This window comes from Vibrio renipiscarius, from assembly GCF_000827885.1.
Taxonomy (GTDB): domain Bacteria; phylum Pseudomonadota; class Gammaproteobacteria; order Enterobacterales; family Vibrionaceae; genus Vibrio; species Vibrio renipiscarius.
In genome coordinates this window covers 44,749-58,957 of record NZ_JTKH01000003.1, presented here as the reverse complement: position 1 = coordinate 58,957, position 14,209 = coordinate 44,749, and the positions used below count along the sequence as shown (strand labels likewise).

At 44.0% G+C, this 14,209-nt stretch carries 11 protein-coding genes; 3 read left to right on the top strand and 8 right to left on the bottom strand.

Features of this window, described 5'->3' with window-relative positions; translation table 11 throughout:
- Positions 1-187: 187 nt before the first annotated feature.
- The 3 genes from OJ16_RS00565 to OJ16_RS00555 form a co-directional block, all read right to left on the bottom strand.
- Positions 188-538, bottom strand: a complete 351-nt coding sequence (locus OJ16_RS00565; protein ID WP_040986351.1) for a DUF2750 domain-containing protein — start codon at positions 536-538, stop codon at positions 188-190.
- 102 nt (positions 539-640) lie between these two features.
- Positions 641-1,249, bottom strand: a complete 609-nt coding sequence (locus OJ16_RS00560) for an OmpA family protein (RefSeq protein ID WP_040986349.1) — start codon at positions 1,247-1,249, stop codon at positions 641-643.
- A gap of 4 nt (positions 1,250-1,253) precedes the next feature.
- Positions 1,254-2,558: a TolC family outer membrane protein gene (locus OJ16_RS00555; protein ID WP_040986347.1), complete on the bottom strand. Its 1,305-nt coding sequence runs from the start codon at positions 2,556-2,558 to the stop codon at positions 1,254-1,256.
- 419 nt (positions 2,559-2,977) lie between these two features.
- Here OJ16_RS00555 and OJ16_RS00550 point away from each other — a divergent pair, with 419 nt between their 5' ends.
- Together OJ16_RS00550 and OJ16_RS00545 are read left to right on the top strand one after the other, a co-directional pair.
- Positions 2,978-6,358 (top strand): cadherin-like domain-containing protein, encoded by a 3,381-nt coding sequence (locus OJ16_RS00550; RefSeq protein WP_040986345.1) that lies wholly within the window; start codon positions 2,978-2,980, stop codon positions 6,356-6,358.
- A 305-nt stretch (positions 6,359-6,663) separates the two neighbouring features.
- Positions 6,664-8,793 carry an Ig-like domain-containing protein gene (locus OJ16_RS00545; RefSeq protein ID WP_152613803.1) on the top strand — a complete coding sequence of 710 codons (2,130 nt, stop codon included), beginning with the start codon at positions 6,664-6,666 and terminating at the stop codon, positions 8,791-8,793.
- 144 nt (positions 8,794-8,937) lie between these two features.
- On the opposite strand, the gene OJ16_RS00540 is transcribed toward OJ16_RS00545, so the two are convergent.
- Positions 8,938-10,131 (bottom strand): class I SAM-dependent methyltransferase, encoded by a 1,194-nt coding sequence (locus OJ16_RS00540; RefSeq protein ID WP_040986341.1) that lies wholly within the window; start codon positions 10,129-10,131, stop codon positions 8,938-8,940.
- 115 nt (positions 10,132-10,246) lie between these two features.
- Positions 10,247-11,650, bottom strand: a complete 1,404-nt coding sequence (locus OJ16_RS00535) for a methyl-accepting chemotaxis protein (RefSeq protein WP_040986339.1) — start codon at positions 11,648-11,650, stop codon at positions 10,247-10,249.
- A 91-nt stretch (positions 11,651-11,741) separates the two neighbouring features.
- Here OJ16_RS00535 and yccX point away from each other — a divergent pair, with 91 nt between their 5' ends.
- On the top strand, positions 11,742-12,020 hold the full coding sequence (gene yccX / locus OJ16_RS00530; RefSeq protein WP_040986337.1) for an acylphosphatase: 279 nt from the start codon (positions 11,742-11,744) through the stop codon (positions 12,018-12,020).
- A gap of 19 nt (positions 12,021-12,039) precedes the next feature.
- On the opposite strand, the gene OJ16_RS00525 is transcribed toward yccX, so the two are convergent.
- From OJ16_RS00525 to OJ16_RS00515, 3 genes are all read right to left on the bottom strand, one after another.
- Positions 12,040-12,369, bottom strand: coding sequence for a TusE/DsrC/DsvC family sulfur relay protein (locus tag OJ16_RS00525; protein ID WP_040987063.1), 330 nt, complete (start codon positions 12,367-12,369; stop codon positions 12,040-12,042).
- Between the two features lie 114 nt (positions 12,370-12,483).
- Entirely contained in the window at positions 12,484-13,152 is a 669-nt protein-coding gene (locus tag OJ16_RS00520; RefSeq protein ID WP_040986335.1) for a Bax inhibitor-1/YccA family membrane protein, read from the bottom strand.
- 302 nt (positions 13,153-13,454) lie between these two features.
- Positions 13,455-14,201, bottom strand: coding sequence for an amino acid ABC transporter ATP-binding protein (locus OJ16_RS00515; protein WP_040986333.1), 747 nt, complete (start codon positions 14,199-14,201; stop codon positions 13,455-13,457).
- Positions 14,202-14,209 lie beyond the last annotated feature (8 nt).

Sequence of the window (14,209 nt, the reverse complement as noted above, 5' to 3'; positions counted from 1 at the left end):
AAACTAAATAAGGCGATTCACACGGCGCTATACTAGGCGAGCGAAGCCAATAGAACAATCAATAGCAAACGATTCATGGTTGATTGAAATAGAAGTGTGATTTGAATCGCAGGCTTTATTCATGAATAAATGATAAAAACAAAAAAAGCGCCACAAAGGGCGCTTTTGACGGTAATTGATTACAGAATTATAGGTACAATTTTGCTAGGTCAGAAGGTTCCATTTCTTTGCCTTCTAACGTTGCATTCCAGTTTGTGCCTACTAAAACACCATCTTCAGCAAGAGTGAGAAGCCAGTCTTCAACAAAAATATCTAGCGGGATTTCAAGTACTTCAAAATCTGCCCATTCTTCAACATTGTGTGTTTGAGCATCTTCTTTAGATGACCAAAATGGCATAACTTCACTTTGTTCAAACTCAGTTGAATCGCAAGACAACCAACCTTCTTCGTTGCGTAAGCCCCATACCAATTGAGATGCAGTGGTTTCTTCAATAAAAAGTGCCAGGTTCGCTTCGATATCAGCCGTTAATTTGCTCATAGTGTTACTCTCATAGGTGGAATTGCCGTAAGGTTAGCACCGGGTTTGCTTTGATACCAATAAAAAAGGGAGCGATTGCTCCCTTAAGTGAAAAAATGAACATTATTTAGGAAGACGGGAGAAAATCGTCCATTCTTTCTTTATATCTCCTTGATAACCGACGACACTGGCAGTCACTTTTCGGTTTCTAGCATGGCTCATTTCATCATCGCCATCATACTCTAGATGGGTTTCACCGTAGCCAACGACCGTGACACGATCCGCCGCAATACCCATAGACTCAATTCTACGATCAACGGCTTCCGCCCGACGTTTGGATAAGGCTAAGTTGTACTCCTCATTGCCCACTTTGCTGGCATAGCCTTGAATTTCAATGGATGTTTCTGGGTATAACTCTAAAAACTCGACCATTTGTCGAATTTGGCTACTGAATATAGGCTGAATATCAGCGGAATCATTGCTAAAGAGTATATGTAGATGTCGCTCATTGGATGAGGTGATAATGATCCCGCATCCCTCGTTGTTGATTTCTGACTCATCCGGTGTGGCAACGCATAAATCGCGCGCATTAATCACGCCATCGGTATCATCATCTTGTAAGTCGGCGACTTGATTAGGCTGCGGCGTTTCAATATAGTCGTATTGATTGTCACGGTTCACGCAAGCGGTGAGACTTAACGTGACCAAGGATAGGGTGAGGATGTTTTTCATAGTATTAATACTCCACCGCGTCGTGCCATTCTTTCGGTGTATCGACTCTTAGTGCCGCCAATAGACTGCCCGTTGCATTGAGCACTCGATATTTAGCAAATTGCTCTTGATATTTAGCGTCTAGATAACCTTTTCGTGCTTCAAAGAGCTCGTTTTCTGTATTCAAGACATCGAGTAATGTGCGTTGACCAATTTTGTATTGCTTCTCATAGGCAATGACCGTTTCAGAGGCTGAGTCAACGTGGTCGGCTAAAAATTCTTTTTGTTGTACAGTAAGATCAAGTGCACTCCAAGACAGTTTCAATCCTTCCTCTACGGCACGATAAGTACGGTCTCGTAGATCTTTGGATTTATTTAATTGATACGCTGCACTTTGTGTCCGGTCGGCATCCGACCCCCCGTTAAATAGGTTGTAGCGCAATCTAAGCATGGCTGAAAACTCATCGCTTTCACCGACAATTCCACCCGCGTCATCACGCCAAATTTGCGCCGCTTCTACCGATAGGGTTGGGTAGTTGACGCCTTTACTTTGGTCATATTGAAAACGCGCCGCATCGACATCAACCAGTGAAATCTTAATCACCGGATGTTGTGTTTGCGCGAGATCGAGTGCTTCTTCAAGTGTGTAAGGTAGGGCGACTTGATCCGCTCTTGGAAACACAAGGCCTTGAGGGGCTTGGCCAACGATGCGTTTAAATTGAGTGTGCGAATCAAAAAGGTTGTTTTGAGCAGCAATCAAATTACCGTGAGCTTTCGCGATACGAGCTTCTACTTGTGATAGATCCGCCGTTGAACCAATACCGGATGTGACGCGTTTTTTGATATCCTTATGAATCTCTTTATGCACGGCTAAGTTCGCTTCAGAAAGCTTTAATACGTCGTAGGCTTTGGTCGCATCTAAATAGATTTTGGAAACATCAAGAGCAAGGTCGGATGCATCCGCGAGCAGTTGATAACGAACGGATTCGGCGTCCGCGGCCGTCCTATCGATGTCATTCAGTGTCGCATTTCCATCCCATAGCAATTGGGTCAAACTCAGCGTTGCTTCTTTACGAGTCAGTTCGTCTTCTATACCTGAGGCTAAATCAACAGCTTCGTAACCAATACCTGCATCCAGGTCTAGTTTTGGTAGATAAGCGCCAACTGAGGCTTCTGCATCATAGTATTTACTTTTAAATTCATTAAATGATGCTTTTATTTCTGGATTACTTATTAAAGTAATTGAAACGGCTTGCTCTAAAGTTTGACCATGAGCATTTAAGCTCGCAGCGACAAGTAAACTGAGCGTGCTGAGTTGTTTTATATTCACCCTTATTCTCCTAGAAATGCTCCTGCTGAAGGATACTACTCAAAAATACATCTCATTATTGAGAACTAACAATCTAATCTAAAGGTTGATGAAATACTAGATGGTTAAATTAGGTGCTATTCAAAGTGATCGTGAAATGGACTAAGTAATAAATCGTTACGGCTGGGATACGTTGTAATTTACACCTTGTTAAGGTGATAATTGCGAGTTGCGTAGGGTTTTTATTTGGTGTTAATGCTTGTTTTTTATATTCACGGAATGAGATTTCTCAATAATGCTACAGCGGGGTGATTAGATGTAAAATAACTTTTGTGTGTCACTTCGCACTGTTACTTTGTGTTTATTCAATGGCCAAGTTTAATTGAATTCGTTGTTTGGTTTTCTTGCCAATATTATGCGCGAAAGTTGAGGTTTTATTTATGGGTTTAGGTGGTGTTTTATCGTTTGCAAATTTGGCGGCAGGGCAAGTGGTCGTCATCGATATTAACGGAAAAATAAGAATGCTTAATCCCGGAGAACAAGCGCTACCTGGTGAATTAGTTATTCAACTGCCTCAACAACTACCTCAAGCCGCCGCAGATGATATTTTGGCACAGCAAGTCTCACCGGACGGTCAAATTATTGATGTGTCAGAGCAGATTACAGAGATTATTTCAGCGATTGAACAAGGACAAGATCCGACACAAGTTGACCCCGAATTAGCCCCAGCCGCGGGTGGCCTTGAAGGCTCAAGTCTTGGGCTGTCGGGTAGTGTGGCGCGTGATGCATTAGAAACCATCGCTCAAACGCAATTTATTACCCAAGGGGGTACTCCACTTATTTTGTCTCGAACCCAAAGCCAAGGGTTTGAAGACTTTATTCTTCGAACGGTATCCACTGATTCTATTGCCCCCGTTGACCCTCTCGAGCCCACCGATCCCGTTGAAGAAGTCTCTAATACGCCTATTGCGCTAGATGACCCGATCGGCTTTTCTCTCACTCAAGGGAACATGTCAGAAGGAACGACAGTAAACGTAGGATGGGACGATGTAACGCTAAGCAGTCAGTTTAATGGCTTGGCTGCTGAGGTAGGGATTCTTGATGATGGAAGAGTGGGAGTGACAAATGGAGCTCCGGCCCAAGGCCCTTCAGAGCAGTTGCAATATGACCGAGAATCGGGTCAATCAGAAAAATTGAGTATCACTTTTCCTCATCCGGTTACTGAGGGACGATTTGCGGTGACAAACTTGTACACCAATGAGGGCAAAGGGGCTGAGAACCATGAAGTAGGTACTTGGATTGCCTATCTTAATGGTGTAGCGGTGACCAGCGGGGTTATTGATGCGAGTAACCGAGGTAGTAAGGCATTTGTCGACATAGAGACTGGCGGTTTTGCATTTGACGAAGTGGTCTTTCAAGCGAATGAGTATGGTAATGGTCTTGTTGGCGATACGGAAAATGATTCGTCTGATTTTTATATTGCCGGTATCGAGGTGAGTTCCGCAACGACGTATGCGACGAATCAGAACGAAGAATTAAGAATTTCAATATCTGAAGTATTGGCAAATGACAGCGATATTGATGGTGATACGTTATCTATCACATTGGTTAATGTGGATGCATCAATCGGCCAAGTGCGCATTGAGGGCAATGAGATTGTCTTTGTGCCGAATGGAAACCATTCGGGGCCGACACAGCTTGAATACCAGATTACGGATGGCAATGGTGGTTTTGCGAACGCCAATATTAATGTCATCGTCAATCCCGCGCCAACAGATGCACTTGTTGAGGGCGTTTTTCTTCGAAATGCCCAAGGCGGAGAACAAGAAGGTATTGAGGTGTCTGAGAGTGAAACCTTTATCTATACCACGGTACTGAATAAGCCAACGCTGGGTCTCACATTCTATGATTTTTTCTTTTCCGGCACGGCGGGAAGTGGCGATGTGACATTCGGTCAAGACTATTCTGCGCTAGTGTTTACGAATGGTGTGACTGTGCGAGAAGACCCAGATAACCCCGGGAGTTATCAATTTGTGGTGCCCGATGGTGTGAAGGAGTTTGATACCTATGTCACAACGGTGCTGGATGGCGTGGATGAAAGCGTAGAAGCGTTGATACTGACGGTTGGGTCAGAAAGTGACACTGGTGATACCGTTGACGCTTCGGCGACCGGTACGATTTTAAACAATACTGCTCCTGAAATAAAAGAGAACGCTTTTGCCTATGAATTGGTGCAGGGTGATGTGACACTCGATGGAACGGGTCATTCTAGACCTAATTTTGAGAGTGAATCTAAATGGCAAGATGTCACTCTAAATGCACAGTTTGGCGGACAATCCTCAAACGCCAATATTGAAGATGGGACCGGCCTCGTCGGTATTGATGATGGTGCGAACACCGCAGGACCGGCAGGCCAGATCCAATATGACCGTGAAACGGGCATGTCTGAAACGCTCAGTATAAAGCTAGGCTCTCCCGCAACATCCGGAACATTTACTATTTCACGCCTATTTGAAAATGAAGGCGCGGGATTAAATAACCATGAAGCGGGCACTTGGGTTGCTTACTTGAATGGTGTTGCCGTCGCCAGTGGCAGCTTTGACGGGGAAGGGCTAGGGCGAGGCAATCGAGGAACATTTGAGATTGATACGGATGGTTACGCCTTTGATGAAATAGTATTCTCGGCGACGGAATACAGCCAAGGGATTCAAGGGGATCATATGAATGATTCGTCCGATTACTACCTAGCTGGCATAGAAGTCAAAGCAGAAGACAGTTTTAATATTGTTCGAGGCACGACTCTGCGTATTTCCACGGCGTTACTATTGGAAAATGTTTCAGATCGGGAGGGCGACCAACTTCGTATTGGCGATATTTCAGTGCCTTATGAAGCCGGTAAAGTAAAAATAGTCGACGGTTACATCGAGTTTTATTCTCGCACTTCTTATAAAGGCGAAACCACCATTACGTTTGAGGTTGTGGATGAGCATGGCGCGATTAGCGTCGGCGAAATTCCGGTGAATTTGGCGGGAGCACCAAGTGAAGCGGTGATCGCCTCGATGGCCCTGTCTCCAAGCTACGTTGACGGCGATGATGATTTTCCAATCACGGTATCACTCGATAAAGTCGCCTTAGAAACCATGCAATACGATTTTAAGCTATCTCAATTAGACGGCGGCGCGGAACTGCCTATTGACGCGATGGCGGATTTGTCTTTTACCAATGGTGTTAACGTTATCGGCGATAACCCAATGGTGATTGAGGTACCTGTCGGAGTTGGGGAGTTTGAACTGTATATCGATGGCGATAAGGTCGCGGTTGATGGCGGTATTAATATTGCCATTGGTGAGGCGTCGCTTCATCGTATTCCCAGCGATGCAGAGGCCACAAAATACGATGATGTTGTGATCGGTACAGACGCTGGGGATATCCTTAATGGTAGTGAGGGTAATGATATATTAATTGGCTCGCTAGGGGATGACGTTTTAACGGGAGGCAAAGGCGAGGATATCTTTAAGTGGCTAGAGTTTGATACAAATATGGCCCATGAAGATACAGTGACTGATTTTGAGATAGGTAAGGATAAATTGGATATTTCAGATCTTATTGCTCACGATGACACTATGGAGAGCATATTGTCCAATATTGTGGTTGAAAATGGCGCGCAAATGAATATTAATTTTTCGGATGGTTCAACTCAGTCACTGAACATTGCGCTTGATAACTCAAATGGTCAATTTGACTCTATTACTCAAGGTTCCGTAGCCGGTGATAATTTAAAAAACCTGGTTGATACGATGTTTGTCAATCTCCCAGAATAATAAATCTAATGTGTTCATTATATTTTCAAAGGCCGTAAGGCCTTTTTTATAACATTATTCATTGCTGTGCTAATGATGCTTGGTATTAATGCTAATTTGATGGGTGATTTTATTTGTCTGTCTTAATTTTGAGATGACAAAATGGTTAATAATGGCAAGGTAATAAGTTAAGTAAGCCGCAGTATAACGCACTTAGTTAAAGGCTTTAATCATTCGCATAGGCAGAGTCTTCATTTATCTCCATTAAGAAGAGATGAATAACAATATTGTAGACGTGCTTTTAGCAATCAAAGGATGGAAATGTGATGAATCAATCAGCTCAAAATGGCAATCAAGTAAGTTCAGTAAATAAAGCGCCAATCGCAGTGAATGATCCGGTTGAATATACCTTAGTTCAAGGCGACATGTCTGTTGATTCGAGTGTTAACGGCGTGGGCTGGGATGACGTAACACTATCAAGCTCTTATAAGGATAACGCCGTCAATGTTGATATTGACGAGACCGACCGCTTAGGTGTGACAGATGGAGCCCCTTATGCTGGCCCATCGGATCAGCTTCAATACGATAGAGTCGAAGGTGAATCAGAAAAGCTCAGTATTAAATTTGATAAACCGGCAACAAGCGGAAAATTTGCAACAACGAACCTGATTGCTGACGAAGGAGAAGGCTCGAATAATAATGAAGTCGGCGTTTGGATTGCTTATCTGGATGGAAATCCCGTTGCGAGTGGCGTGTTTGAGGGGTCGTATAAAGGTGAGAAAACCATCTTTAGTATTGATACTGATGGTAAAGCATTTAATGAAATCGTTTTTCAAGCCTCGGAATACAGTAACGGTATTCAAGGCGATACCACCAATGACTCTTCTGACTATTTCTTAGCGGGTATTGAAGTCTCTTCAGATGGTTCGTATGCCGTGAATCAAGGGGATGTGTTACGCATTCCTCTTAGTGAGCTATTGGCGAACGATTATGACTTTGATGGCGACACATTGACGATCACTTATGTGAATGGCGAGCAACATGGCGTCGCGACCATTGTTGGAGATATGGTTGAGTTTGATCTGAACGATAGTTTTGTCGGCAAGACGCAATTTACTTACCAAATTGATGATGGCAATGGCGGTGTTGATTCTGCCAAAGTGAATGTGATTGTGAACCCTCTGCCTGCCCCTGCTGAAATTGAGAGCATTACTGGCAGTGCAGTCGACGAAGGACAAACACTAGTCTACACGGTGGCGTTGGACCAAGCGACATTGGAAACCTCTATCTTTAATTATTCATTCACACCGGAAAACGGTGCGAACATTTACGATGTCGATTTAAATAACGTCACTTTTTCTCATGGTGTCACCGTTAATGATTTAGGGCAGCTCGTTGTGCCTTCAGGCGTGGTGCAATTTGAGGTCTTTCTCCCAACGGTGAATGATATTGAATTTGAGCCAACGGAAAGCTATAGACTGACGATAGACAATGAATCGGCTTTGGGAGACATCTTAAATGATGGCGACACCGCAATTATTGATGTGGTTTCTCCTGGCGATTATGTTGACACGGTCCATTACATGCAAGGTCATGGCAAGTATGTGTGGTCTGCGTCTGCTGCAGCAATCAATCAAGCACAGATCTACCAACTAGGCGATTACAATCAACAAGATGGCTTGATGATTGATGTGGGTGATGCCGGTGATGATGTTTTCATGGGGAATGGCGACGACTATATCAAACTCGGAGATAGCCACGCGAAATTGGATGAAAACGCTTATTCAGTTGAAAATCAGCAGAATGCTCAAGCCAAAATCGCGGATTTTATGTCGGGTTCGGATGGCGATCAATTGTTGTCGGCTGCTTGGGGTGAAGACAGTGCATTAAACACTTCGACCGTCAGTAACGCTTATATTGATGTTGCCCATGCTGGCGGCGGCGATGACCGTGTTTTTGGCGAAAATGGTGCAGATGCGATTTTTGGCGGTTCAGGCGATGACATCCTTAAAGGTGGTGAGGGCGTGGATGGCTTAAGAGGCGGTTCGGGTAACGACGTTCTTGATGGTGGAACGGGTAACGACATCCTAATTGGCGGTTTAGGCAATGATATTTTAACCGGCGGTTTAGGTGCCGATATATTTAAGTGGGTCGACCAAGGCGATTCTGCTCGTAGTGACAACGATGTGATCAAGGATTTTGAAGTTGGTGTCGATAAGCTAGACATTTCAGAATTGCTGGGCGACATCGATTCGATGCAGGATCTTCTAGACAATATTTCGATTGAAAAAGTGACTCGTCAAGATGTTGAAGTGGTCATTCGAGATGGTGATACAGATATCGCGATTATGTTAGAAGGCACGGGGTCGGAATTTGGCGGTTATAACAAAGGCCCTCAAACCGGCGATGTGATTGCTCCTCTCGTCGAAAACTTGTTCATCAATTTGCCAGAATAGTCGCGACTTGAGCAGTGAATGAGTTTGCAACTTAAACATGAGCAGTAGACAAACAAAAAGGGCCGAAAGGCCCTTTTTGTTTGATAAAGACGACGCGATTAAATCAACATCAAGTCTATATATCGCTTTTATTAAAGTACTATATTACAGCACTTTACACGCGAAACCTTTAAGGTAAAAACCTTCTGGGTAGGCGGTATCTGTTGGGTGATCGGCTGCTTGCTCAAAACGCTCAACAAATTTAACCTGACGATTCGCATCGACTGCCGCATCCGCAATGATTTTTTGGAACAGCACTTGGTCCATTAGACCAGAACACGAGTAAGTCAGCAGCGTGCCGCCTGGGTTAAGGATCTGCATTGCAAGCATGTTGATGTCTTTGTAGCCACGACATGCACCATTCAACTGAGCTTTACTCTCAGCAAATTTAGGTGGGTCCATAATCACGACATCAAATTTGGTCCCTTGATCTCGGTATTCACGTAGTAGCTTGAACACATCTGCGTTTAGGAATACGCCACGTTTCTTTGAAATATCAAATTCGTTTAATTCTGCATTGAATTTCGCCGTATCAAGTGCAGGTTGAGACACATCCGCATTGATGACGCGCTTTGCACCACCTTTAAGTGCATAAAGACCAAAGCCACCGGTGTAAGAGAAGCAGTTAAGTACGTCTTTATTTTTCACGTATTTCATTGATTGCAAACGGCTATCACGCTGATCCAAGTAGAAACCCGTTTTATGGCCACCCACAATATCAACGCTGATCTTTACGCCATTTTCTTCAATAACAACGGACTTAGGTGGCATTTCTCCGTGTAAAACGCCGGTAGATTCTGGCAGGCCTTCTTTTTTACGCACCGCGACATCTGAACGTTCGTAAATATTGGCTTCAGGGAAAACCTCTAGCAACGCTTCAACAAGCGTTTGCTTATTAAATTCTGCACCAGCACTTAGCAGTTGGCATACCAAAAAGTTCTGGTACTTATCGATGGTGATACCTGGTAAGCCATCAGATTCAGCAGCAATTAGGCGGTAACCGGTTAGGCCATCACGTTCGATGATCTCTTCGCGCATCAGTTGTGCGTCGCGGATACGTTTTACAAAAAACGCTTTATCGATATTGGTTTTTTCAAAACTCCATACACGAGCACGAATTTGAGAATTTGGTGAATACGCCGCTTTTGCTAACCACTGACCGTTGTCAGCAAACACATCTACCGTTTGGCCTAATTCTGGCTCGCCTTCTACTTTGCTGATACCACGGGAGAATACCCATGGGTGTCTACGGCGAAGTGATTTGTCGCGGCCTTTAACGAGGTAAATTGCTGGGGTCATTGGGTTACTCAATTGGTTGTTCTGAAAGGAGAGGTATTGTCGAGCAAGCGCCCATGAAAAGCAAATAAAAGAGCCATCCGTAGATGGCTCTTTATGATGGATACGCAGAGTAGGGTTAGGCTTTTATACCCGTGAGCATCTCTTCCATGCTGGCGCTTTGATTTCGCAGCTGTTCAATATGCAATTGAGTGTCATTAAGCATTGAGCACACGGTATCAGATTGGTGTCTGATCTCTTCGACGCTCGCCGCAATGTTATCTGCGACCACACCTTGCTCTTCCGCCGCGGTTGCGATTTGCGTCGAGCTGTCAGAAATACTCTGATTCTTATCGGCCAACTCACCGATTTCATGATTCACTTCCGACATCAAAGTTTGTCCGCTATTGGCGTTAGCAACGGTGGTTTCCATCAAACGAGTCAGAGATTGGCTATTGCGTTGCAGTGCTTCAATCATAGACTGAATTTCGACGGTGGCTTGCTGCGTTCTGCCAGCAAGTGCGCGCACCTCATCAGCCACCACGGCAAAGCCACGACCTTGTTCACCGGCGCGGGCCGCTTCGATCGCTGCATTCAGTGCCAGTAGGTTTGTTTGCTCAGAAATACCATTAATCGCGGTGACGACTTCGTCAATTTTTGCCGCGTTGGCATCGAGTTCTGCGACAGCCTCTGAAGCGGATTGAATTTCGGAGGATAGGCTGGAAATTGAGCTGAGCGTATGGCGGACTTTGACTTGACCTTGCTGAGTAACACTACGAGCTTCATCAGTTTGTGAGCTTGATTCGTGGGCTAATGTCGCCACTTCTCGAATTGTTGAGGCCATCTGCTCTGTCGCGCTGGCGAGAGAATTGAGATGTTCTTGCTGCTGACCTGATACTTGTGCACTTTCTTGGGTAGATTGATTGAGTTCAGAGCTGATCTGCTGCATTAAGGCGATTGAAGCTTGAATCGAGAGCACCATGTTTTGCTCACGTTGTGCCAGACTATCAATGGTGATTGCGATTTCGCTAAACTCATCACGAACTTTGAAGAAATTCATCCGGCTTGTTAGATCGCCATCGGCAAGCGTACTCAGGGCTTTATTCATGGTAAACATGGCACCGCCAATGAATGTCATGATGTAGTAAACAGAAAGAGCCATGAACAATAGCGTTGCCACAATAATCGTGATCTGGATGGTCGATAAGCTAGACCAAATGTTCTGGTCGTGTGTTGCGATAAGACTAAATTCACCACCATTAATGGCAATCGAACCTTCACCTTGGCCAAAGGTGATAGTGTGTGAACCACGAATCATGTCAGCGACTTGTGCTTGACTCAGTTGACCCGTTTCAATGAGTTGGCTTAATAGGCGTAATTCATCTTGATAGAGGTGATTGAGCATGGCGTTTGAAGCGCTATCAAACACGAGTGTCAAAATAACTAAGGCCAAAATAGGCAGCAAGAAGAGTAGATAGAATTTTTCTTGTAGCTTTAAATGAATGAGATATTTGTCAATCCAGCGAAACGGTATTTCTTTCATAATGATAATTCCATAAAGGTAACCCACTGAATCCAATGGTGGGTAATAAACTAAAGTACTATATCACTGAGCCAAAAGAGGCGGTATAAAAATGATGCCTAAAGGTATGAAATTTAAGATATGTGGCAAGGTTCAAGGGGTAGGGTTTCGATACCATACTGCGTATTTTGCGCTGTCGATTGGCCTGACAGGTTATGCCAAAAATCTTGTAGAGGGTGATGTTGAAGTTGTCGCGTTCGGGACGGATACGCAGTTAGTCCAGATGGCGGAATTTTTAGTAAAAGGTCCACGAGGATCAAGAGTTGATGGCGTGGTGAAAGAAGAGATAGTCGATACGGCTAAGCGCTATAATGGATTTAATATCCTGTAGCAAGCTACAGGATTGAGTGTTACAAGCATTTTGCTGGTTTAGGCAAACCGGCTAGCTTGGTCGCTTGTTTTGCTGGGCCTTCTTTGAACAGTTTGAATAGGTATTTGCTATTCCCTTTTTCTGGTCCGTGCGCTTTTTCCATTGCTTTTACCAGCATTCTTACCGCGGGAGAGGTATTAAACTCTAGATAGAATGCACGAACAAAGTGAACGACTTCTAAGTGCGCTTCAGTAAGTGAAATGCCTTCTTGTTCCGCGAGCACTTCAATCATACCTTCTTCCCATTGTTTTGAATCTAATAGGTAGCCTTGAGCATCCGTTTCAATGGTTTTGCCGTTGTATTCGAACATTATAAAATTCCAATCGATTAGTTCAGAAATAGGGTAGCTCAGCTCTACACTTTGCTCAATAAAAAAGCCCGATAGCATTACACCATCGGGCTTTTTTTAAACAGTAATGACTAATTAGTCGTCATTCATAATGCCAAGAATAGCCAGTAAGCTTGTGAACAGGTTAAGGATATTCAGATACATTGAAATCGTTGCGCTCACGTAGTTCGTTTCTTCACCGCGTACAATACGGCTCGTGTCGAAAAGAATAAAGCCAGAAAACACCAATGCAGACATGCTGCTGATAGCGAGTTGACCAATCGTAGAGCCGACAAAGATATTAATGATTGCAGCAACGATAACAATGATCAGACCGGCAATCAGGAAATTACGCATGAAAGAGAAGTCTTTCTTGCTGCTGATGGTATAAGCAGACAAACCAAGGAATACCATACCGGTTAAACCAAGCGCTTGTGCGATGATTGAAGGGCCATTGGTCATCGATGCGTAGTAAGTCAGCATTGGACCTAATGCGCCACCCATTAGAGCGGTAAACACAAACGTCCAAACAATACCCATTGATGAGTTAATGCTCTTAGGCAAGGCAAAAAATAGAATACCAATCGCGGCTAGTTGCATGACTAGAGCCATCATTGACGAGATACCGACGGCCATTGTTACGACAGACGCAATAGCACTGGTGACGAGTGTCATCGATAGTAAGAAATAGGTATTTCTAAGTGTTTTGTTGATCTCAAGAGTGCGGTTCGCACTGGTTGAGCGGGTAAACATAGGGCTGTTCATAATCTTCCTCATTGGGTTTTTATGCTTATAACTACATTTATGAGGGTGTTCATGAAAAAGATCAAGCCTCATGTTTGTATCGTTCAAAAATAATAATAGAAATAGGCGCTTATGTAACGTTCAAGATGTAACACAATTTAACCGATTCTGGCATAAAATCGTCAAACGCAGTTAGTTTAACACGTGTGTATGTTGAGAAAAGAGACAATGGCGAGAATAAGTTAATAAAAAATAAGGAGATTATTTGGGTGATGAAAACGAAAGCACCTAAAAGAAAGGGGCAGATGACTGCCCCTTAACGATCAATGGTGTAAGATTTGGGCGAGGAAATTTTGCGTACGATCGGATTGCGGGTTTTCAAAGAAATCGATGGGATTATTCTCCTCAATGATTTCACCAGCATCCATAAAGATAACGCGATCGGCGACTTCTTTCGCAAACCCCATTTCGTGGGTGACACAAAGCATGGTCATCCCTTCATCGGCCAACTCAACCATAACATCAAGCACTTCTCTTACCATTTCAGGGTCGAGCGCTGACGTTGGTTCATCAAATAGCATGACTTGCGGGTTCATACACAGCGATCGTGCGATGGCAACACGTTGCTGCTGGCCGCCAGAAAGCTGCCCTGGATATTTATCCGCTTGGTCAGGGATCTTAACTCGTTCTAAATATTGCATCGCAATCTTTTCCGCTTCGGCTTTTGGCATTTTCTTAACCCAAATCGGAGCGAGAGTACAATTTTCGAGCACCGTCAAATGAGGGAAGAGGTTAAAGTGCTGGAAACACATGCCGACTTCACGACGCACCGCCTCGATATTTTTGAGATCCTCAGTCAACTCATTACCAGAAACGAAAATATGACCGCGTTGGTGTTCCTCTAACCGGTTGATGCAACGAATCATGGTGGATTTACCTGAACCTGAAGGTCCACAGATGACGATTTTCTCCCCTTTTTTTACGGAAAGATTGATGTTCTTTAGAACGTGGAATTCGCCATACCATTTGTTCATGTTATCAATTTCAATCATGTAATCTTTCTGAGTCATATCATACT